This window comes from Chlorogloeopsis sp. ULAP01 (assembly GCF_030381805.1).
Classification (GTDB): domain Bacteria; phylum Cyanobacteriota; class Cyanobacteriia; order Cyanobacteriales; family Nostocaceae; genus Chlorogloeopsis.
In genome coordinates this window covers 182,460-204,600 of sequence record NZ_JAUDRH010000005.1, presented here as the reverse complement: position 1 = coordinate 204,600, position 22,141 = coordinate 182,460, and the positions used below count along the sequence as shown (strand labels likewise).

At 40.4% G+C, this 22,141-nt stretch carries 19 protein-coding genes and 2 pseudogenes; 8 read left to right on the top strand and 13 right to left on the bottom strand.

The genetic code is table 11. The features are described 5' to 3' along the window. Window positions 1–5: 5 nt before the first annotated feature. Window positions 6–482 (bottom strand): MEKHLA domain-containing protein, encoded by a 477-nt coding sequence (locus QUB80_RS11530; RefSeq protein WP_289789642.1) that lies wholly within the window; start codon window positions 480–482, stop codon window positions 6–8. A 188-nt stretch (window positions 483–670) separates the two neighbouring features. Here QUB80_RS11530 and QUB80_RS11525 point away from each other — a divergent pair, with 188 nt between their 5' ends. Beyond that, entirely contained in the window at window positions 671–1,102 is a 432-nt protein-coding gene (locus QUB80_RS11525) for a VOC family protein (RefSeq protein WP_289789641.1), read from the top strand. Here the strand turns inward: QUB80_RS11525 and QUB80_RS11520 are convergent. Beyond that, entirely contained in the window at window positions 1,032–1,709 is a 678-nt protein-coding gene (locus QUB80_RS11520; RefSeq protein WP_289789640.1) for an esterase/lipase family protein, read from the bottom strand. The genes QUB80_RS11525 and QUB80_RS11520 overlap by 71 nt on opposite strands. Window positions 1,710–2,147: 438 nt before the next feature. On the opposite strand from QUB80_RS11520, the gene QUB80_RS11515 reads away from it, so the two are divergent. The 3 genes and pseudogenes from QUB80_RS11515 to QUB80_RS11505 all read left to right on the top strand — a co-directional run. Beyond that, entirely contained in the window at window positions 2,148–2,795 is a 648-nt protein-coding gene (locus tag QUB80_RS11515) for a hypothetical protein (RefSeq protein ID WP_289789639.1), read from the top strand. Between the two features lie 609 nt (window positions 2,796–3,404). After that, window positions 3,405–3,584, top strand: a pseudogene (locus QUB80_RS11510) (TetR/AcrR family transcriptional regulator); the annotation flags it as partial. A 459-nt stretch (window positions 3,585–4,043) separates the two neighbouring features. Beyond that, window positions 4,044–4,280: pseudogene (locus QUB80_RS11505) on the top strand (IS1/IS1595 family N-terminal zinc-binding domain-containing protein); the annotation flags it as partial. A gap of 286 nt (window positions 4,281–4,566) precedes the next feature. Here QUB80_RS11505 and QUB80_RS11500 read toward each other — a convergent pair. The 6 genes from QUB80_RS11500 to QUB80_RS11475 form a co-directional block, all read right to left on the bottom strand. Next, complete coding sequence (locus tag QUB80_RS11500) at window positions 4,567–5,649, bottom strand: tetratricopeptide repeat protein (RefSeq protein ID WP_289789638.1); 1,083 nt, start codon at window positions 5,647–5,649, stop codon at window positions 4,567–4,569. Between the two features lie 87 nt (window positions 5,650–5,736). Beyond that, window positions 5,737–6,450 (bottom strand): 16S rRNA (uracil(1498)-N(3))-methyltransferase, encoded by a 714-nt coding sequence (locus QUB80_RS11495; RefSeq protein WP_289789637.1) that lies wholly within the window; start codon window positions 6,448–6,450, stop codon window positions 5,737–5,739. Between the two features lie 6 nt (window positions 6,451–6,456). After that, the gene (locus tag QUB80_RS11490) at window positions 6,457–6,975 is read right to left on the bottom strand and encodes a DUF389 domain-containing protein (RefSeq protein WP_289789885.1); all 519 of its coding nucleotides are present in this window, start codon (window positions 6,973–6,975) and stop codon (window positions 6,457–6,459) included. Between the two features lie 216 nt (window positions 6,976–7,191). After that, window positions 7,192–9,105 (bottom strand): sulfite reductase, ferredoxin dependent, encoded by a 1,914-nt coding sequence (gene sir / locus QUB80_RS11485; RefSeq protein WP_289789636.1) that lies wholly within the window; start codon window positions 9,103–9,105, stop codon window positions 7,192–7,194. Between the two features lie 410 nt (window positions 9,106–9,515). Continuing rightward, complete coding sequence (locus QUB80_RS11480; protein ID WP_289789884.1) at window positions 9,516–10,433, bottom strand: alpha/beta fold hydrolase; 918 nt, start codon at window positions 10,431–10,433, stop codon at window positions 9,516–9,518. Window positions 10,434–11,090: 657 nt separating this feature from the next. Then, a complete protein-coding gene (locus tag QUB80_RS11475) occupies window positions 11,091–11,279 on the bottom strand; it encodes a hypothetical protein (protein WP_289789635.1) in 189 nt (62 codons plus the stop codon). A gap of 202 nt (window positions 11,280–11,481) precedes the next feature. Between QUB80_RS11475 and QUB80_RS11470 the strand changes: the two genes are divergently transcribed. Next, window positions 11,482–12,249 carry an armadillo-type fold-containing protein gene (locus QUB80_RS11470; protein WP_289789634.1) on the top strand — a complete coding sequence of 256 codons (768 nt, stop codon included), beginning with the start codon at window positions 11,482–11,484 and terminating at the stop codon, window positions 12,247–12,249. Between the two features lie 143 nt (window positions 12,250–12,392). Here QUB80_RS11470 and ftsE read toward each other — a convergent pair whose 3' ends face one another. Next, the gene (gene ftsE, locus QUB80_RS11465; RefSeq protein WP_289789633.1) at window positions 12,393–13,139 is read right to left on the bottom strand and encodes a cell division ATP-binding protein FtsE; all 747 of its coding nucleotides are present in this window, start codon (window positions 13,137–13,139) and stop codon (window positions 12,393–12,395) included. A 371-nt stretch (window positions 13,140–13,510) separates the two neighbouring features. Next, a complete protein-coding gene (locus tag QUB80_RS11460; RefSeq protein ID WP_289789632.1) occupies window positions 13,511–14,266 on the bottom strand; it encodes a WecB/TagA/CpsF family glycosyltransferase in 756 nt (251 codons plus the stop codon). A gap of 598 nt (window positions 14,267–14,864) precedes the next feature. Here QUB80_RS11460 and QUB80_RS11455 point away from each other — a divergent pair. The 3 genes from QUB80_RS11455 (at window position 14,865) to QUB80_RS11445 (ending at window position 17,881) form a co-directional block, all read left to right on the top strand. Beyond that, entirely contained in the window at window positions 14,865–15,596 is a 732-nt protein-coding gene (locus QUB80_RS11455; RefSeq protein ID WP_289789631.1) for a response regulator, read from the top strand. 182 nt (window positions 15,597–15,778) lie between these two features. After that, a complete protein-coding gene (locus QUB80_RS11450) occupies window positions 15,779–17,446 on the top strand; it encodes a SpoIIE family protein phosphatase (protein WP_289789630.1) in 1,668 nt (555 codons plus the stop codon). Window positions 17,447–17,449: 3 nt separating this feature from the next. Next, window positions 17,450–17,881: an ATP-binding protein gene (locus tag QUB80_RS11445; protein ID WP_289789629.1), complete on the top strand. Its 432-nt coding sequence runs from the start codon at window positions 17,450–17,452 to the stop codon at window positions 17,879–17,881. Between the two features lie 198 nt (window positions 17,882–18,079). Here QUB80_RS11445 and QUB80_RS11440 read toward each other — a convergent pair whose 3' ends face one another. The 3 genes from QUB80_RS11440 to QUB80_RS11430 all read right to left on the bottom strand — a co-directional run bounded on the left by QUB80_RS11440 (window position 18,080) and on the right by QUB80_RS11430 (window position 21,835). Continuing rightward, a complete protein-coding gene (locus tag QUB80_RS11440) occupies window positions 18,080–18,994 on the bottom strand; it encodes a peptidoglycan-binding domain-containing protein (protein WP_289789628.1) in 915 nt (304 codons plus the stop codon). A gap of 443 nt (window positions 18,995–19,437) precedes the next feature. After that, window positions 19,438–21,192, bottom strand: a complete 1,755-nt coding sequence (locus tag QUB80_RS11435; RefSeq protein ID WP_289789627.1) for a hybrid sensor histidine kinase/response regulator — start codon at window positions 21,190–21,192, stop codon at window positions 19,438–19,440. A gap of 175 nt (window positions 21,193–21,367) precedes the next feature. Next, a complete protein-coding gene (locus QUB80_RS11430; RefSeq protein WP_289789626.1) occupies window positions 21,368–21,835 on the bottom strand; it encodes a GNAT family N-acetyltransferase in 468 nt (155 codons plus the stop codon). Window positions 21,836–22,141: the final 306 nt, after the last annotated feature.

Sequence of the window (22,141 nt, the reverse complement as noted above, 5' to 3'; positions counted from 1 at the left end):
AGTAGTTATGTCATAAATTTGTAGTTAGAAAACATAGCTGCTTGACCACAATAGCGCTCATCTTCGTCTAGGACATTCCAAAGAATAACTTCTTCTATTTGGAAACGCTTACCAGTACTAGTGATGCGAATGGCAGGAAACTTACTGTATCCTCTGGTGACTGTATCAGTTAATCGGCGACCGCGCTCCTGTTGTAACATTTGTTGAGCTGTTCTCCGTGAGGGCATACGGGTAAATTCCTCCCACGATAGTTCCCATAGTTCCAAAGCCTTGCAATTACCATAGTTTAAAATCGGATCTGCTTGTGTATCATGAGAGGCTAAGACAAAAGGCGCTTGGAATAATGCTTGGGCTATTTTTTCTGGTGAGCCATTAACATCTAATAAAGAATATCCCAACCAATAGTGAAAACTTTTGAGTAAACGCTGACTATGGTAAATCACAGCTTCTTGTTGCCAAGGAAATAGAATGTTACTGGTCATTTAATTTTAGATTGTGGATTGACTCCACAGATAAATACCTAGACAGAATTAATTACACAAATTACACACATTTTTTCCCCAATCATATTAAGAGTTTCCTGTTCCCTACCTCCACTCATAAATTTAATTTTGCCCAACTACTTCAATCTGGGGTTTTATCTGTTGTTAATATTTATAGGTAAAAAGTAATGAACCAAACTATATTTCATCTTGCCTTTCCAGTTACAGACATTGCCCAAGCAAAAGCATACTATGTTCAAGGATTAGGCTGTATTCCCGGTCGAGAAAATCGCCATGCTTTAATCCTCAACCTTTACGGTCATCAACTAGTGGCTCACGTTACAAAGGAAAACCTGACATCTCAACGCGGTATCTATCCTAGACATTTTGGATTAATTTTTACCTCAAAAGCGGACTGGGAATATTTACTGACCAGAGCACAAGAGCGACAATTATTGTTTAGAGAAGAACCTAAGCATCGTTATGTCGATACTCCACTAGAACATCGCACTTTCTTTTTAGAAGATCCGTTCTACAATCTGATGGAGTTCAAGTATTACCGTTACTCTGAGGCGATTTTCGGAAGTGCGGAGTATGTTCAAATTGGCGATCCTCACTAATATGTTGAACAGGTTCTGCCAAGGCATCGGCTACAGCCGCCAGACATCTAGTATCTGTGATCATCCAACCATGAACTAATGCTGGTATTATCACTTCTCGACCCAAAGGCATTTGTGAACTATTGGCTGGGACAATCATCAAATCATAAGGTGTCCACATAGAGGTGAAATTCAGCTGCTTAAGCATGAGAACATCCCGATTCAAATCTTGTAGAAAAGCACTATCTGGACGCATTTGTACACAGCCTACACCTTGATGGCTATAAGCAATCCAAGTGCCACGATGCGGTGCGGAAATAGTGATAAACCTTTGTACACGGCTAATTCCTCCCAGCCGCTGCACATAGTAACGGCTCACAATTCCACCCATACTAAAGCCCACTAAATCAAGTGGTTGCTCTCGTGGAAAATTACACTCTACGTAGTTGGCAATTTGTTGGGCTAGTTTATCAAGACTCTCATTACCATTATTGGGTGTAAGGTCGAAGTCGTAAACAACCCAGCCCCTTTGTGTCAGGTACGGTACCATTCTTTCAAAAACTCGACCTGTATCAAAAATGCCATGTACCAATAACACCGGATTGCGCTGAGAAGTCTGTTTCTTCATGTGTAAAGTTTAAATAAGTATTAATACAATCTGGGAAAAATCTAACTAAGTATTATTGGTATCTACAATATCGACTATGACACTAACTCTACTGGTTACACTCTCAGCCAGACCCTCTCTAATATACGTTTACTGAAAGTTAATGTTAACTTTTGTTAAACAAGCTTTGAGAATATTGCTCTTAGATCCAGAAAAATTTAATAATTAATTGTGAGTATTAACAATATTCCAAGCATTTAAGATCAAATAGTTGATAGTATTTGCTGTTTGCAGTGACAAGACAAGATTTGTTTGTCATTCATAAGCTTGCGACTGAAAACTAAATTGCATGGCGCAAACAAGGGATATGCGAACAGTATCTTGAATAGATGTAAGAAATTTCCCTAATTTTTAATCAATTTACTCGAATTTCAGGTATAAAAGACAGGAGCAATAGTAATGTTCGGTTTTATCAAAAACTTAATCACTGGGATTATGAAATTTATTACTGGGCTTCTCCCTGGCAAGAAAAAAAACAATGGTTACTATCTCGAATTAAAAGAAGAGGCTGAGACTGCTGTTGAGAAAGTTTCTGATGCAGCAAAGGCAGCTACTGAGAAAGTTTCTGATGCAGCAAAGGCGGCTGCTGAGAAAGTAACCGATACGGCAAAAACGGCTGCTGAGAAAGTGACTGCTACCACTAAAGCTGATGCAGAAAAAGCTGTTGCTTCTAAAAGCGCTACCACGACTAAAGCTGATGCAGAAAAAGCTGTTGCTTCTAAAGGTGCAGCTACAGCCAACGGTAAAAAACCAGCACAACCAGCTGCTGCTGCACCAGAGGCAAAAAATGGGGCAAAATCTTCTGCTCAACCAGCCAAAGCCAAAGTGGAGTTAGTGCAAACTGCTGAGGGCGTCACAGTACAGCCTAAGTCTGAAAAAGCTTCGGCAGAAGCTGCCAAGGTAATTAAGTCACAGCCAAAAGAAACTACCTTTGCACCAAAATATTTAATACCTAACAGTACTAATGGTCGTCGGCGTCCAGGAGCAAATATGAGTTCTTTCCTGGAGATGGCGCGTCAGGTAAAAACTCCCAATCCCAATAAGTAAGTTTAACAAATAGTTTGATCACAACAGAATAATGAGTGGGTTAATTTAATCTATTACTCTGCTAATTATTTGGTGATTGTAGAGACGCAAGTTTTTGTGTCTCTACATTTTTTTGTGTTGAGAAAGAGAAATTGCCATAGCAGTAATCAATTCAAATTTGTAATACCAATTCTCTAAAATTTTGCTACACATCAATCCCCGCGTCATTATCTTTAACCGCTTTTTGGAGAATTAGTATGAGTGGTTGTGAAAAATAAAGATGAAAACTGGAGGCTCTGGCTCATGAACAGGAGGTACAGCCTCAATCAATGCTTTTCCAAGCTCCAGTCTGGAAAACAGACAGAAGTGTGTAATTAATTCTGTCTGAGAATTACAAGCCAAGGGAGCAATTCTTCTCCTTATCTCCGTGTCTTCTTCTTAACCCAGCGATCGCTTTGTCAGCTTTTCGTGACTTTAACCCCTTAAAAACTTAGCGTTACAAGATTAATATTTGATTGATATGTGATTGATATTGGGTGAAAACAACTATTGATTCTGTAACAAAAAGTTAAGGGTGCCTTGAGGTATGAAAGGCAAGTTTATACATCTATGAGGATGCGTGCTTAGAGAATGATGGAGAATCAACTAGAACACTGGGAACCACCAGAGACAGCAGAAGCGATTTTGGAGGCTGCCATGCAAGAGTTTTTAGAACATGGCTACGCTTCCACAAGCATAAATAGAGTTGCAGTTGCAGTAGGGGTTTCTAAAGCGACAGTCTATAAGTACTTTCAGGATAAAGAAAGATTATTCACTGCTGCGCTCCAGCGATTTACTCAAGAAAAGTTATTTAATTTTCAAGACTTTCACTCGCTTGAAACAGAGCCTAGTCTTACCGTGTGTCGTTTAGCAATAAATTTGCTAGATCGTATCATGGATGACCAGCAGCTTATTAGATTTATTGTATTGACTATTACAGAATCTGGGCGCTTCCCAAATTTAGCACGGTTGCTTGTTAGCAATGTCGAAAAAGTGTTAATTGAGAATTTAACTCACTACTTTGAGTCTGCCTTTGGATGTCAATTTCGCGATCCACAAGCAGCAGCCAAAGTTTTGATGGGGACATTAATATATTTCGCGATCGCTCAAAATATCCCCTATCACAGTGATATTATTCCTACAGAGCAAGAACACCTTATTGAGAGTCTGATTGACTTTATCCATCCTTTAAACAATATTAATGATTCTCAAGAATTGCATAATCCAAGGATGCAATGCCCTTACTGTGAATCTAGTCATTTTAGCAAGAATGGTCGCAAACGTGGTAAGCAAAACTATATATGTCGTCAATGTAGTCGTCAATTTGTAGAATATTACTCACCTAAAGGATATTCTGATGAAATTAGAAAGCAATGTCTCCTGCTACACCTAAACGGCATGGGTTTTCGTGCCATAGAACGGGAAACAGGCGTAAATCATAACACTATTATTAACTGGGTTAAGCAAGCTAATTTACTTAATTAGAACTTACGCAAAATCTCCCTAAAATCTTCTTTCCTCTATGTTATCTGCGGTTTATTATTCCATAACTCGTACATAATTTATATTAAGTAGGTGGAAATAATTAACTGTAAGATTAGAGTTTGTTCGTAGTCAGCAGTTTACCGTTCTTAATAGGGGTTTTAAGCGGCTCACTATTATACTAAGAACTTTAATTTAATTCAGTTCTTAAAATGTCAGAGTGTGTCAGTTAGACAGACTAAAAATAGGAATTTGCATAAACAAAAAATTATCATACTCTAGCTTTTAAAAGAGTCAAAAATACTAACCCACTATACAAATGAAATGCCGTATCCCAATTAGTTTTTTCCCTCCGAAATAAGTGAATATGAGGCTCAATATTATCTAGCACTTCTGTTTGATCTAAAGCTGTTTCTGCAAAACTTGTGAAATCTGACCAAATTTTGACTTGAGGTAATTGTTCATCAATCAAAGAGAGTAGATTATTCCAATTTATTCTGATTGTGTTTTCGCCAGTTTGGGGAGCTATTTCTACTCCTTGTTGAAACTTATAACCTTTGTCGTAAAGTCTTAAAATACAATTCCTTCCAGGAATATATAGATCGCAAAATTGGAAGTAATCTTGGGTTTGAGTTTTGCGTTCTAACTTACCGCGTACATCTCGATCTACAACCTCTTCAAAAATAGGTAATAGTCCCTGTACTCTCCCTTTGACTTCTAACCAATCAAAACAAAGAGAACCAAGTTGGTTATCTTGATTGCGACAAACAACGGTGACTTTTGAAGTATATTCTTCAAAATAGTTGACGTGAAAAACCTGTATTTTTTCTATATCTGCTAACTTTGCCCAAAAGCAGGGAATATCAGCTTTTTTTAACTGCTTGCCATAAAATTCTAATTCTCCGATCGCACCACTACGGTACAATCGCCAACCTCGACTAGGTAGCAGTAGCCTGGCACTGTAGAAATCTAACTGCATAATTTGGGCTAGTTTTTGTGCAGCTTGGGTTTTCAGTTCATTGCTGATCGGTTCTAAGATTAATACACCGAGTTTACTGTTGTCGGAGTTAGCGGTTGCTTGGATGATAGCGCGTTTTCTTTCTTCTTTTTCAAGTTCCTGCAAGCGTTGTAAACCTTGTCTTGCTTGCGTCACTATCTTGGCGTTGGTTGTATCGCGCAGCAGTTGCCGATAGATTTTTTCCGCTTCTTGCCGCTTTGCTGAAACTTCATGCAAACGTCCAACATAAAATTGCACCCAAGGATTTTCTGGTGATTCTTTTAAAAGTTGTTTGAGTAATTTAGCGGCAGTGCGATAGTCTTTTTGCTCGAAAGCAGTGGCAACTAAATCAATCATGTATCAGTTTGTTATGTGGTTTTTAATGTTAGGGTGCTTACATTTTCAGTGATTCACCCTAGCTTTTATTTTGAGAAGATATATCCTTTATACTTCATAAATTGCGGTAATTAAGGATAAAGCTACAATTGGGGCTGTAACGGCTCTTAAGATACGTTTTCCCAAGGAAACAGGTTGAAATCCGGCATCAAGTGCATTTTCAATTTCTGTCTGTGTCCATCCTCCCTCAGGGCCGATCGCGATCACAATCTGGGATGTTGGCGAAACTTCGTTAATAGCTGTTTTTAAATGAGGATAACTGCCCCGTGCTTCACAAATATAACGATGAGTAGCTGTAGTGGATGCGATCGCAGCGCTAAAGGAAACTGGTTCTAAAATTGCAGGCACAATCGCACGCTCTGATTGTTCAGCAGCTTCTTTGGCTATGCGCCGCCAGCGTTCTAGTTTTTGGGGACTGGGATGAAGTAAAGTGCGATCGCTTACAACTGGAGCAATAGTAGCTACTCCCAGTTCAGTGCAAATTCTGACTACTTCGTCAAAGGCATTACCCTTTGGTAAAGCGATGATAAGACTAATTGCTACAGGTAACTCAGTCTCGACGCAGAGGGTTTCTAAAATTTTTGCTTGCGCCCCTGCTAGCTGTGCCAACCACCATTTACCCATTCCATCCATAGCGATAAAGCGATCGCCCTCGCGCAGGCGTAAGACTCTGTAAAGATAATGCTGTTGCTCAGATGTCAGTATTATTTGCTCTGGCTGGAGTTGGGAAGATGCGATCACTATTCTTTGTAATTGAGCCATGCCAATTTAAGTTCCGGAAGCAGGGGAGAAAAATTCCTGGATGGGAATTATCCGCACATTTAAATTTATCGGTCTTTTTAAATTCTGTTCGAGAAAATCCCTAACTAAATTAACCTGATTCTCAGAAATTGAATTTAATGCAGTTGCTACTTCCAAATTAAATACAAGTTCTCTGCCTTGCCGTCTGATTTGAATATCACGAATATCTGTACTAGAAAAGGTAAGGCTTTTGCGGGATAACAAATAATTTATGCTACGGCGTGCTTGTTCTTTGATCAATACATTTGCTAGCGAAAAACCCAAGGGCAAACCCAAGAGCAATATAGCTCCAATAGAGATTATTAAACCTTGACGCGCTCGTTCCAAGGAGCCATAGCCTTGAGCAATAAAAACTAGAGTACCGCTAAAAATAATACCAGTTAAGTTTGCCAAGAACAAAACAGTAGCACCAGTAGCAACTGACTGTGAACTACCTCCTAAGCCAATGCTAACCACACTTAAAGGTGGAACTAGGGCAACTGCGATTACCTACGGTACGCTACGCGAACGCTACTCCAGGTAAAGCATCTTGCTCCAAACACTGATTTTTTTGAACGCCAACCGCATTTTGTCTCCTTGCAGGAATCAATGAGAATAATAAAAAAGCTGCACCATTATTTGTAATGCAGCAATTTTTATTTTTCACTTATTTTTTAATGCCAATCTCTGTGGAGAGAGAATCAAATCTCAACTAAAAGCCGTTTATTGTGCCTTTAAATAAAGTTTGAGTGCCTCATCTACCAAATCCGTCATCGACTTGCCTTGGCAATCGGCAGCTTCCTTAAGCACATCATAAACATCATCTCGAACAGTGATGCGGTGACGTGCTTTACCTACATAGTTGACAGATCTGGATTTGTAAGAGTTAGCAAACTCCCGAATCGCTTCAAAACCAACCCGGTTGCAAAAATCTCCAAAGCTTTCACCCTTTTTGCGTGACTTTTTAAAGAAAACAAAAATCGGCTCTAGGAAAGTTTCCAAATCATTAATATGCAGCCTGTCGATGTAAGCTTCTGCCAATCTCGTTTGATCGGGCGAACCACCCAACCACACTTGGTAGCTTTCGGGAGCACTACCCACTAAACCAAGTTCCGCCATATACGGGCGAGCACAACCGTTAGGACATCCAGTCATCCGCACCACAAAATGCTCATTTTTCAAACCAACTTTATCTAACAAAGCGTGGATGCGTTCTAAAAATCCCGGTATTGCTCGCTCCGATTCAGTAATTGCCAAGCCACAAGTAGGCAAAGCCGGACAAGCCATTGAGTAACGTGCTAGTTGATCTATTTGTCCGGGATTAGTGACAACACCGCGACGGTTAAGAATATCTTCGATGGCTTGCTTGTTCTGGGGCTTGATATCATACAGGATCGCGTCGTGGTTCCCTGTGAGGCGGATCGGCAAGTTATACTGTTCAACAATTTCTCTTAAAGCTGTTTTTAGTTGGAAGTTTCCTTCATCCTTGATTCGCCCATTATCGATAGAAATGCCTAAGAACAGCTTGCCATCGCCTTGTTCATTCCAACCCAGAAAATCGCGGTATTTCCACTCTGGCAGTGGTTTAAAGGGTTCCACTGGCTTGCCGAAGTATTCTTCGACTACCAACCGAAACTTATCAACGCCCCAATCGTGGATGAGATATTTTAGCCTGGCGTGACGGCGGTCTGTGCGATCGCCATAATCTCTTTGAGTAGCAACTATGGCTTTGACAAGATCGTAAACATCTTCCTTCGCCACATAGCAAATTGGATCTGCTGTTCTGGCAAAGGTTTCTTCTTTATTATGGGTTCGTCCTAAACCACCGCCAGCAAAAACATCAAATCCTTCTAATTCTCCCTCATTGTTAGTAATTACTACCAAGGTGAGATCTTGGGTATATAAATCAATCGAATTATCACCCGGAACTGTCACACAAGCTTTAAACTTGCGTGGCATATAGTGAGTACCGTAGATTGGTTCTTCGCGATCGTGGAATATAGTTCCGGTTCCATTACGTTGCCTTACTGCCTTGACTTCTGGATTTTCTTCGGCACTAATTGCCTTCTCTCCATCCAGCCAAATCTCATAATAGGCACCTGTTTGCGGTGTCAGTAGTTCCGCAATATTATTGGCGTATTCCCAGGCATACTGATATTCAAGCTTGTTTTTGAAGGGAGCCGGAGGTGCCATTACATTGCGGTTCAAGTCACCACAAGCTCCCAGTGTTGAACCCATGCTTTGAATGATGGCGGCGATCGCTGCTTTTAGGTTTTTCTTTAAAATCCCATGTAACTGAAATCCTTGGCGAGTAGTGGCACGCAATGTATGATTGCCATACTCATCAGCCAGCCGATCTAAAACTAGATATAGCTGCGGCGGCACATAGCCTCCTGGATTTTTTGTCCGCAGCATGAACTGATAATCTTTCTCCTGTCCTTTGACCCGATTATCCCGGTTATCCTGCTGATAAGAGCCGTGAAACTTGAGGATTTGCACCGCATCTTCACTAAAATGTGTTGTATCCTCAAGTATTTCTGTAGCGACAGGTTCGCGCAGAAAATTACTGCGTTCCTTGAGTCCTTCTACTTTGGAAGGCTTACGGCTGGTGATCGGTGGAGGAGCAGATTTAACCATTGCAGTTGTGTAGTATTCTCAATAAAGCATCAATAACTGCCGAAGCCTGGATTGATAAGACATCCATTCGGCTTAATTAATCCCAGTAACCCGGTCGGAATTAGTAAGAATAGTCCGATTCTAACATGACAAAAAGCTGGCTTTGTCAGTGATGTAACACTTAACAAACCCAGCGATATTACTAATAAATTATCAGGTATTAGTTACTTTTTAGTGGTTGATTTCCAATCTGGTGCTCAAGGTAGACTGTGTGGGTATTTCGGAGTTACATAAGACTCATATTTTATTTTTGAAATAATTTAGGTAGGGAGTGTTAGTGAAGCGTAACGCACCCTACGTCATATACTGTTTGGGCATTTCGTAGTTACATAACCCCATATCAATCTGACGCTCTACGATGAATTGAGTTATCAGTAAGTTACTGTTGTTGGCGATTGACTCAGCAAAGGTAAATATTTTCTAATGAAGCCAATGGTAACTCCTGGCAATTCTAGTTGGGGTGTTAAGCCTACATCCTCTAGTGCTTGAAAAAATCTTATCGCTTGTGGATTCATTTGAGCAAGGCGACGACCAACTTCTAGCCCAGTGAATTGTGACTTTTGTCCCCAAATTATGGCAGTGGGAATTGTTAACTGCTGAATATAAAGCGATAAATCAAAGCTCAAGTCACCACGCACAAAAGATAGTGCTGCATATTCTGCATTTGGTTGTCTAGCAGATTCTAAGTAAGCTTGAACAATTTCTTCATAGACTCGATTCGGATTGGCAAATTGTCGTTGCTCCAAGAAATTACGAATACCCGCCTCAGTCGCGATCCCAGTACTGTAAATCACTCGATCAAGCACGGGAATCGTTATTAATTGGGTAAACAAGCTACGTGAGTCTTGCCCAAAATCAGCTAATCCGGCGGGTGTAGTGAGAATTAAGGACTTGAATAATTCTGGGTGGGCGATCGCTAATCGAATTGTCAAGGCTGCTGTTAGAGAAGAAGCAATTACAGTTACTGCACCATCACAAGTCTGCTGCAAAAATTCACGGATTGTTGTCAAATAATCTTCAATTGTGTAATTGTGTGCTGGATGTGAGGAGAACCCCCAACCGAGCAAATCTGGCGCGAGAATACGGTATTCTGCGGCAAATGCTGGATAAACTTTTGACCATTCATACGCAGAAGATCCTCCACCGAATCCATGTAAGAATACCAAAGTATCTTTGTCTTGGCTCACATTCATTTCATCTTGCCAAGGCGAACCGATGGCAGTATAGTATACCACTCTACCAAGAGGAGTAATTACGGAGCGTTGTTCAAATCCTGGTGGTTGAAACATAGTCATTAGTCATAGGTCATTTGTCGGTAGGGGCGGGTTTTACTGATGATCTTTAGTTTAAAACCGAGAAATTGTCTGCTAAACCCGCACGGCAGTCGCACTCGACGCGCTTAACCCGACGCCAGGTGACGCCAGGTGCTTCAACGCGCTTAACCCGACGCCAGGTGCTTTATGCCGGGGAACCCGTCCACCCTCCGGGTACCCAAAGGGAACGCCAAGGGCGTACAGCAGTCCCCCATCGCCGGGAACCGCCAAGACGGGGGCTGCTTCACCGCACTGGCTCCTTTATGCCGGGGAACCCTTTCGCCAGTCGCTACAAGTCGGCACTAGACGCGAAGCGGCTACCCTGCGGGTAGCCGCTAGGGCGCGCTGGCTCACCACCGCACTGGCTCCGCAAGGGCGCGCTGCCTCCCGCACAGTAGTTAGTTGTTCTCTCCCCTTGTCCTGTTATTCCTCCCTACTTTCCCACGCTTTCTGTCTTCCTACCTATCTCAACAGACAGAAATTCACTTTTTTACAAGGAAAGGCAGAGGGTCGAGGAGGCAGTGCGCCCTTGGAGGCTCCGCTCCCTTGTAGCACCTGCCGTGGCAGAAGCAGAAGGTTGAAAGTACTAATTAATACTTTGGTTCTGGGTTTAAAGCCCAGTTTGAACAACAATTATACTGGCACTGCTTGCAGCGATGTATAAATCTTCCTTGTCACAATCCCACTATGAATAAGGGTGGGTTCCCTTCTGCCCTCTGACTTGAAAGTCACCTCACCCCCTGCCCCTCTCCTTAGCAAGGAGAGGGGTGTCCGACAGGACGGGGTGAGGTTTTTCATCAAGGCTTGTGAAACCTGTTTCATTGGGACTGCCTCTTTCAAGCTAGGAACGAAATGAGCTTAATTTCTGTTTAAACTTAAAAGTTGAAAAACTCAGTGATAAAATCTGTGGCACATCCTCTAGCTCATGTATTCTAGGTAGAGGCTATTGCTAAATCGATTACATCTATCAATAGATGTAAAAAATACTACAAATAATAAATTTACAATCAAGTGGGTAAATACCGTGGCACAGGCTTCGTCTTCTTGGCAGCAAGTAATTGACCAAATTTTTAACGGGAAGCTTCCGGAGTTCAAGTTAAGAGCCACAAAAAATATAGCTCTAAAACGCTTTCAAGGACCAGGAGGCGTGCTTGGATTCCTGACAATAGCGATCGCTATGCTGTTGTGGAATTGGAAGCTGCTATTAGCTAGCAGTGTAGGTATTGGGATAATGATATTAACTTATTCGATCCAGGGTTGGAACTGGCAGTTGCGCTGGTCTGAGATTCGGAAATTTTTAAATAGTCCCAGTCATAGGTTAGCGATCGCAGTCTCCTGTGGTGGAATGGCTTGCATTAGCACGTACATGGCAACTGCCATCTGGTTTGATGCCAACAGTCCTTGGATTGCTACTGGTTTGATTGTGCAAGGTTTAGGGACACTATTCACTCTAATTTTGGTGGTGTGGCAGATAGTTAACTTCTATGGTTTTCAAGAGGAAAATCAATTAGATCGGTTAGTAGAAAACTTAACAGAAAAAGATCCGCTCAAGCGTCTAGTGGCAGTACGTCAGATTACTAAATTGTCCACTCGTAAACGCGTTGACTTCTGTGAACAGCAAAACATTGCCGAATGCTTACAACTTCTTCTGCGTCAGGAAGAAGAACCAGCAATTAGAGAGGCAGTTTTTCAGAGTTTGCAAGCTTTAGAACAACTACAAATCCTTTCACCAGCTGCAACTGCAATTAAAATACCAACCAAAACTAAAAGTAAGAGTCGCGTTAGTTGTTAAGTGTGAGAACAATTGTATAGACGCGATTAATCGCGTCTATACTAACTACTGTACGGATGGGTTTAAAAGATAAATTGTCTGTTTCAACCCAAAGATCATCAATCAAACCCGCCCCTATCGATACAATGACTAATTACTCTTGACTATATCTGATGTAACTGTCCATTTCGGACTTGTATGACATGATGATTGCAACGCCGCACTAAGTGTTCATCGTGAGTTGTAACAATTACAGTTGCTCCGAAGGCGTTCAACTTTTGGAAAATTTGCATCACTTGCCAGGAATTATCAGGATCGAGATTCCCTGTTGGTTCATCAGCTAAAATCAGTGGTGGTGTCCCAATGATCGCTCTTGCTATGCCTACTCGCTGTTGTTCTCCTCCAGAAAGTTGATCGGGGAAGCAATTAGCTTTATTCAGCAAACCTACTAACTTCAAAGTTGGTTCTAAACGCCGTTGAATTTCTTTGCGAGTGTATCCTTGTGCTTGCAATACGACAATTACATTTTCTGCGACTGTCCTCTGAGGAATTAATTTGTAATCTTGAAAGACAATGCCGATGCGTCGTCGCAATAATGATAAGCGATCGCCTCGCAAAACCTTGGTATTACATTGATCAACTATTACTTCTCCTTGTGTTGGTATCTCCTGTCCGTAGAGCAGTTTCAAGAGCGTAGATTTACCAGAACCACTTGCCCCTGTAATAAACAAAAATTCTCCCGATTTGAGGTACAAATTCACATTTAAGAGGACACTATTTCCCTGGGAATATGTTTTGGTAACAGAACGCAATTGCACCATTGCCGCAGCGCTATTACTGGGCTGTTGAGTGTCACTGTCTTGAAGATGAACAGATTTTTCAGTCGCTGCCTTTGATTCTACTGCTGGCATTGCTGATATTTCCTCGTACCCTGAAATTAGTTACAAAATAAGGATTCCCAATTACAAACCAGGAATTTTACTTCATACTCAAAATTGTTTACAAAATTTAGCGGTGGGTATTTTCTATGCCAGATTTATAATTACTCGTAGATTTTATGTATATACCAAATCCAGTTTTTCAATCCCTTTTTTTGTATAGCCCGCATAGGTGGGTTTGGTTTGTATAGCCACAGGCTTCCAGGGTGTATGGTAAAAGGGGGTATTCGATTCGGATTTGATATGAAAGGTAAAGAAAGAGATCATTTAGAGCAAAATGGTGCGTTAAGGTATACTTAACGCATCTCAAAGATTAATCGGTTTTAAAGTGTTCAGGGTAGTTGTTAGCTGATTACTTCTTTTGCTGTCAGACCATAAACTAAAGATTTCAGAGCAAACTTGGGTAAAGCTAACATCCGCCGCCAGCGCCAAGGCTCTTTATACAGACGATACAACCATTCCAAATGATTATTTCCCAACCAAGCTGGAGCACGATTTTTTGTACCAGACCAAATATCAAAACTACCACCAACTCCTACCCAAATTGCCTGGGGACACAAATGACGGTTCTCGGCGATCCATAATTCTTGACGTGGCACACCCAAGCCCACAAAAATCACTTGTGGTTGAATTTGGAAAAGAGTTTGTCGCAATTGTTCGACTTCTACCTGAGAATGGAAACCTGAATGAGTACCTGCTACAAATAAGCTAGGGATTTGAGCCTGCCAATACTCTGCTGCCTTGGCAGCTACTCCAGGTGCTCCACCATAGAAAAATACTTTTGCATCTGTTCGTTGTTTTCCAATTTCTCGCAGTAACGTTTCTGCAAGTTCAATTCCTGGAGTGCGTTGCACTTGTTGCCGCCGCAGCCACTGCAAAAATAGAACTACCCCTGCTCCATCTGGAATTACTAGCTCCGCGTTTTTGATTGCTTGAGCTAGGGATGGATTTTGCTCTGCCTGCATAGTCATTTCTGCATTCAGGGTTACTACATGAGTTCCCATTCCTTTTTGCAGGCGTTCTAGCAGCCAGCCTGGATAATCAGTCATGACATGAACTGGTAGCCCTAACACTGAAAATACTTTAGGCGGTTTAGACATAGCCTATTCTTTAGTAGCCTCACACCATAAAGTTTATTGAACGATAGTTTAACAAATTTTTTTAAATAATCTTATTTATTTAAATTCTAGCATAAAAAAATACTCTATAAAAATGCATAAATCTATAAGCTGTCTATGTTGAACATAGATTATAAATAGATTATTGCTTCAGTATACTGAAAATATTAAACATTTTTTAGTTAAAAAAAACACAAAGAATTAGTAAACATATTCAGATTAAAATATAAAGTATTCAAAAAGGATAGAGGGCATAAGGCGTCAAAGTATATAGAAAGCAGGATCTATTTACTATCCCCTGCCCAGCAGTATATTGGATAGAGCTTATGTTATTTTGCATTGTGAGTTCATTAATTTCATAAAACGCAGAATAAATCTATTGATATGGGGCATTGTGTAGATAAAAAATCATACTCGGACAGTGATCTCTATCACTGACAGTAAGACCAAGGATGATGTTATTTCTCAAACACCCCCTATATCTTTTTTACAAAGAACCCAATATCTTTAAACTACACATCCTAAAACTTTTTAGTAAACTCAATTTTACAGTGAAGAGTACGACGGGCAGAAATAAACAATGAGCAAAATTCGTGTGGCACTAATTGAAGACCATGACCTTACTCGTGTAGGTATTAGAACAGCACTACAGCAAAAGGATGAAATTGAAGTTGTAGGAGAAGCTGCCAACGCTGCGGATGGGCTTAGGTTGTTAAAAATGTTACAACCTGACATTGCAATTATAGATATTGGTTTACCAGATAAAGATGGTATAGAACTGACGCGAGAGGTAAAATCTTTCCTGACAGGGGAAGAATCATCAACGAAGGTTTTGATTTTGACGCTACGAGATAATAAAGAGGCAGTACTAGCAGCTTTTGCTGCCGGTGCAGATTCTTACTGCATGAAAGATATCAAGTTTGATAATTTGCTGGAAGCTGTGCGCGTAACTTACAACGGTAATGCCTGGATCGATCCAGCGATCGCTCGCATTGTTTTGCAACAGGCTCGACAAAATCAACACAAGCCAGAAGTATTAGCAACAGATTCTAAAACCACAACAACGACTGCTCCAAGTTCGGAAGCAGTAGAAAATAATGAAGAGATGATCGATCCCTATACTCTTACAGAAAGGGAATTAGAAGTATTGCAATTGATTGTTGAAGGTTGCAGCAACGCTGTAATTGCGGAAAGGCTTTACATCACAGTTGGCACAGTCAAAACTCATGTTCGTAATATTTTAAACAAGCTATGTGCCGATGATCGTACTCAAGCAGCAGTCCGGGCATTGCGCTCTGGATTAGTTGGATAGATTGGATTTATGGTGTGGTCACTGTTGAGGAAAATATACGTAAATTTATCACTGTAAGCAAAATATGTGTTAAAAAAGAATCGGTTATTTTGAATTAGATCTATCTAGCTGTTTATTGATGGTCAAATGTAATTTAAATTACACAAATTTGCTATTTAAGTATCCGGAAATGAAAGCCACCTATGACCGAGACAGATGTAGCAAAACTTAAACTTATGGTGGTAGATGACGAGCCGGATAACTTAGAGTTGCTCTACCGCACTTTTAGACGAGATTTTCAAGTATATAAAGCAAGTAATGCTCTGAGTGCTTTTGAAATTCTAAATCAAGAAGGCGAAATGGCCATAATCATCTCTGACCAAAGAATGCCAAACATGAATGGTACAGAGTTTTTGAGGCTGACAGTGGAGCGCTTTCCTGATACGATTCGCATTTTACTAACGGGATTTACCGATGTTGAAGATTTGGTAGATGCGATTAATTCTGGTCAAGTTTTCAAATATATCACCAAACCTTGGAAACCAGAGCAGTTACGGATAATTGTTCAGCAAGCAGTAGATACATATCGCGTAGTCAAAAAACGCACTCAAGAGTTAAGTCGTGCTTTGCGGCGAGAATCTTTATTTAATGCAGTGACAACAGCAATTCAAGAGTCATTAGACTACTCCAGTATGCTGCAAAAGATTGTTGCTATCATTGGCCAAACTTTTGAAACTAGCTATTGTTTACTTAGGCCAATAGAAAATAATTGTCTGACATCTGCTGAGTTTTCTTATCTTAGTTCCAAAACTCCTTTATGTAACTCGCTCAGTTCTAATCATTTAATTGAAAAAGTTCTAGAAAGCCATCATTACCAACAAAATCAATCTACTCATGAACATGGGCTTTGTTACCAGCTAGCAGTACCACTTACTTACCAGCAACATCTACTTGCAGTGATTGCTCTGTTTGAGTGGGAACGCGATCGCCCTTGGCAAGATGAAGATATTGAGCTTGTAGCAGGAGTTGCCGAACAAGCAGCTTTAGCTCTGTCTCAAGCCAAACTCTACCAGAGGCTTCAGGAAAAACAAGAACAGATTCGGGCAGAGTTGGAGGTTGCTCGTCAAATTCAAAACAACCTGCTGCGTCAAAGTTTACCTGAGATTCAAGGTGCAAAGGTACAAGCTTGTTGTTATCCCGCTCGTGAAGTGGGAGGAGATTTTTTTGAAGTATTTGTTCACCCCCAAGGTGATTTGTGGATAGCAGTGGGTGATGTTTCTGGTAAAGGTGTGCCAGCTGCTTTATTTATGGCGAGTGTCATTTCGGTATTGCGCCGCGAATTATCTCAACAAACGCCAGCAATGCCGAATGCAGTGATGGAAAATCTCAACCATGCCCTAGCTGAAGATTTAATTAGTAACAATTATTTTATTACCCTCTTCCTAGCTCGATATACTCCTGTCACTAGGGAATTAGTTTATGCAAATGCTGGGCATATATACCCTCTACTATGGTCTCGCAAAACCTTAACCCAAAACCCTAATTACCTCAAGATTCGTGGTATTCCTTTGGGAATTTTACCTAAGTGGCAAGCAGGCTTCGGGCAATTGTTTCTCACTTCTGGAGAAACTCTATTACTAACCAGTGATGGTATTACTGAAGCAACTGTTCTCAAAAATATAAATTCATTAGAACAATTAAACAATGGTATCAAGCCAAGTCAACGCTCGATGCTGAATCTAGAGGGGCTTTGGCAACTTTTGCAACAGGAAACCCAACCACTTTCTCTCAACAGTTTACTAGCTCGCATCCAAGCCGACAACCACATTCAAGAAGACGATCAAACTATACTCTCACTAGAGGTTTTATAAGTAATGAAAAGTGAGCTGAATGTACCAAGTGATTTAAAGTTTCTAAGCATCGTAGAAAACTGGTTGTTAGGATGCTTGGAAGTTAAACTCAAAGAATCTATTGATTGGCCGAGGCAATCGAGTCGGTTAAGGTTGGCATTAGTAGAAGCATATTCTAATGTGGTACGTCATGCCCATAAAGATCAGCCTTGTTTACCAGTGTTAATTCGTTTGGAACTTAAAGAGCGCGATATCGCTGTAGAAATTTGGGATCGCGGAGAAGGCTTCGATTTATCTGATTATTTGGCTCCCGATCCGACAGATAAACAAGAAGGTGGTTATGGTTGGCTGATTATGCATCGGCTGATGGACAAGGTGGAGTATCAGTTGCAGGTAAATGGTGGAAACTGTTTAAAGTTAGAAGTATCTATTCCAGAATCGGTTTCAACTGTTTAAAAAAATTTTTAATTTGTAAAGAGCCTCCGGCTCTAGTTCTCGATACCAGGTTGAACCTGGTAACGAGAGTTTGTAGACTTGGCTGGTGGACTTTTGGTAGGAGTTTTGATGTGAATTTAAAAATATTTTTAATTCGTAATTCACAATTTGCAAATTGAATTATGAATTCTGAATTAGTAATAATTTAAATAAATTTACTTAACGGGCTGTAGCTGGAAACTTTTTGACTAATTCATCTCCAGGAATGACAGTAGTATAGAAAACATAGTTATTGTTAGCTACGTAGCGTCGGTCTTGTTTAATTATTGCCATGAACTCTCGGTGTCCTTGGCGCATACGTCCCACTAAGCAGCCGGCACTGGCATTTTTAATATCATTACTAGGAGCATCATAACCCCAGTGTTGATTAATCAAGAAAAGACCAGTATCAAGTTTATCACCACTTCGTTTAAAGTCTTTGTTGAAATCGCGGCAAACGGTAATTGGCATTACCTGTATTAACGCTTCGTGACGATCTGCGTTGCCATGAGATCCAATCGCCCAAGCTTTGTATTGTCCAAATTGAATTCTGGCAGCGCCAGCTGGATTCATTGGATTGTAGGTGTAATGAGCGCCTGGTTCTGTGGTGGCTTGCCAGTGATCTACTATTTTGGGTACACCATCAACTATTTCAATTACAATCCGTCGGTCGTTAAATTCGTTTTTGTAGTCTTTGTTGAGGCTTCCGTCTCCATTCATTCCCTCTACATAAACAATGTTGTATTCTTTTAGTCCGGTGAAAACTTGATAATTCATTGCCTGCATATATTTCACAATCCTGCTGGCAAGATCGTTACCTAGCTTTAAGGGAGGTTGAGGAAGATCCTCCTTTTTAGTTTCAATTAGTTTCTTGGCTGTGGCTGCTCCGATAAAATCTGTTTCTGTGGTATTTGTCAGAGATTGGAATTTTTTGAGTGCGGCAACAGAAATTGGCCCAAATTTGCCATCGGCTGGAGGTTCAAGCAAACTTAAGCCTATTAATATTACCTGAATCTGACGAGCTAACTCGACATCATCAGCGATCGCTTCCAAGCCATATTTAGTATCCGTCCCTAGAAAATCTTGTAGTTTCATTTCACGCTTTCTCCTGAGCGGTTCATCTGAAAATTTCTGAAAAATAGATTTTGTGTAGTTACATCTTTTCCTACAGCAACTAACCTGAAAATTTCTGAAAGCTAATTTCGTGCAAAGTTATTGCTTTGGGTTGAGCATATGGTTAAATTTATTACTTTAATTACCGCAATACTATTGTTCTATGCAAAATAAAAATAAGTGGTAATACTTAAATATTTTTAATATAGGTAAGAATTTTTACGTATTTTTAAGACAGCTTTCCCATCCTGATTCATGAAAAATCTTATTTATACTGCTATTCTGCTGATTTTAAACAGGATTTACACAAAATACTTTTCTGGCTTTTCTCCGTGTTCTCTGTATCTAGGCCGTTTTATTGTTTTTTAAGTTTAACGTAATAAATAATATAAGTAAGCTAGAAATCCAATCAAGTTAATATGAGGTTAGGAGTGAAGCGAAGGTATCGCAAGATTTTTACTAAGTTGGTTTGGTAGGCTAACTATAACTTTGGTTCCTTGCCCGATTTGACTTTCTAGTGCAATACTGCCACCATGTAGCTCTACACAAGCTTTGGTAATAGCTAACCCTAAACCAGTTCCAGGAATAGTGTCAACATTACTGCCACGGCTAAAGGATTGAAACAAATTTGCCCGATCTTGTATCGGTATACCAATTCCCTCATCTTGGACGTAAAAAACCACTTGTGAGTTTTTGTTGATGAGATGGAATTCTACATTGCCTCCTTGCGGTGAGTATTTAATTGCGTTAGATATTAAGTTGGAAAAAATTAGCCGTAAAAGTCCTCTATCGCCCCAGAAACCTTGATGATTGCCTGTATTTCTAAAAATCAATTCGTGGCGATCGCTTGCTGTTAGCCGTTGTTCTTCAAGTAAGTCAGAGAAAAGTTGGCGTAAATCTAATAAAATAGGCTTAAATTTGGCTTTGTCCAATTCTAATTGGTCGATGACGAGCATATCATCTACTAGTTTGGATAGATGACGTGTTTTCTGCTCAATAATTTCCAAGAATCTTTGTTGTTTAAATTCGTCTAGCTTATCTTTATTTTGCTTAAGTGTTGATGCTGAAGCCAAGATGGAAGCTAGCGGTGTTCGGTATTCGTGAGAAATGGTGGTGATAATTTGGGATTTAAATGTATTGAGTTGCTTTTCTTTGACAAGAGCAGCTTGAGTTTTAGCAAGCAATTCCGCCTGCTGGATCGCGATCGCTAACTGCACTGATACTTGATGGAGAATCTCTAATTCATCGCTTTGCCAATGTTGGTTGCTAGAACATTGGCAAGCCATCAAAAAGCCCCAAGGTTTGCGCTTTAGCTGTTCGTTGTTACTGAGGGTGATGGGAACTACCTGATTTGCCCCACTGTTTGATAATTCTAGCAGGTTGGAACAGTTATGATTCCAGTTAGCCTCATTCGTTTTGATGATTGCATATTGACAGATGCAACAAATTGTTGAATCTGATTCCACCTGCTGACAATTTTTTGATGATTGAGAATGAGGATTACTAGCATTAGTGGCTAACTCATTCCACGATCGCTCAACTTCAAAGTAGATATTTTCGATATTTTTACCATCGCTCGCCATTTGTGACTGACTTGAGCAGGCGATCATCTCAATACTTTGATCTGGTAAGAACTGATATACCATCACGCGATCGCATTTTAGGAGTTGCTGTACTTCTGTTACGGCTGTATGTAAAATTTGCTCCAAATCTAAAGACTGACGAATTCTCAGAGCAGTCATGGCAATTAGACGTTGCCGCTCCTGAGTTTTTTGCAATTGCGTTTGCAAGTACGATTGCTTGATGGTATTGCGAACTGCTAGTTGCAGTACGTCTTGTGTCAAGTTTTGCTTGACTAAATAATCTTGAACACCTTTTTTCATCGCTTGCACAGCTATCTCTTCATCGCCACGCCCTGTCAACATAATCACAGGAATGGAAATTTCTAATCTTTGCTGCTTGAGACGATCTAGAAATTCTAGCCCGCTCATATCAGGCAGACAAAAATCCAGCAGCATCAAATTGCATTGTATTTTTTGGCATAAAGCAAGTCCATCCTCTCCACAGTCTGCCTCTAAAATTTGATAAGACTGTTGAGCGTCTTTCAAAAGATATCGACGATAGATCTTCCGATCTGCTGCACTGTCATCAATAATGAGTATTGTCCAGGCATCCGACATAAAAGTTTAACAGAGAGATTGAAGGCTCTTTCCTTTAGATTGTCATAAATAGCAACATTTTGAATAAAATCTAAATAAAATATAAAATTTCCTGTCTTACCTGTAGTAGTATATTCAGCTAACTGCGCAGGCAATACAGGCAATAATTGAAAATAACCACTTTTTATACCGTTGACTACGGTATCCACATCAAAAAACAGCGATTACCTTTCTGTTCTGTAATCTTCGCACCCAAGCGATGATAAAAATTCAATCCGCGAAGATTGCGAGCATCAGCATTCCAAGCCAGATGGGAACAGTCATTTTTCTTGGCAATTTCGGCAAGATGGTTCATTAATGCTGCTCCGGCTCCCTGACTTCTGATCTGTTCATCCACATATAAATCATCCAGCCAAATGCTCGGCTGCCCTGCGAATGATGAGTACCTAAATCCATACAAAGCGAATCCGACTTCACACTCTGAAGTTTCTGCAAACAAAACGTAAGAAAAAGGAACTGCTCTAAAAAGTGTTTTGCGTATTTTTTCCTCAGATACCTGCAACTCGCCAGTAAAAGCACCAAGATTGCGATCAAATTCTGCTTTCTTGTTGATGAACGAGAAAATCAGCGACACGTCATCAGGATTAGCAGATCTAACTTTCATTTGTTAAACCTCAATTGCTTTAGGAATATACCTCTGATAGTTTAACTGTAGAGCGATCGCCTCCGTCACACCATCGCCCACCGCAATAAGATTGTTATGCCGTGCCAACTCAAGAGATTTTAAATGGATTGACAATACCCAATTCATCAATTTTTGAGTATCCAAAGTCCTCAGTGTAAAGAGTCTGAACATTTGCTTCCAAACAAGCAGCAACAATCATGGCATCCCAATAAGAAAGACTAAAGCGATTTAACAAATCTTTAGCACGGTTCAAAACACTCCATGTCGGCAAAACTGTATACCAAA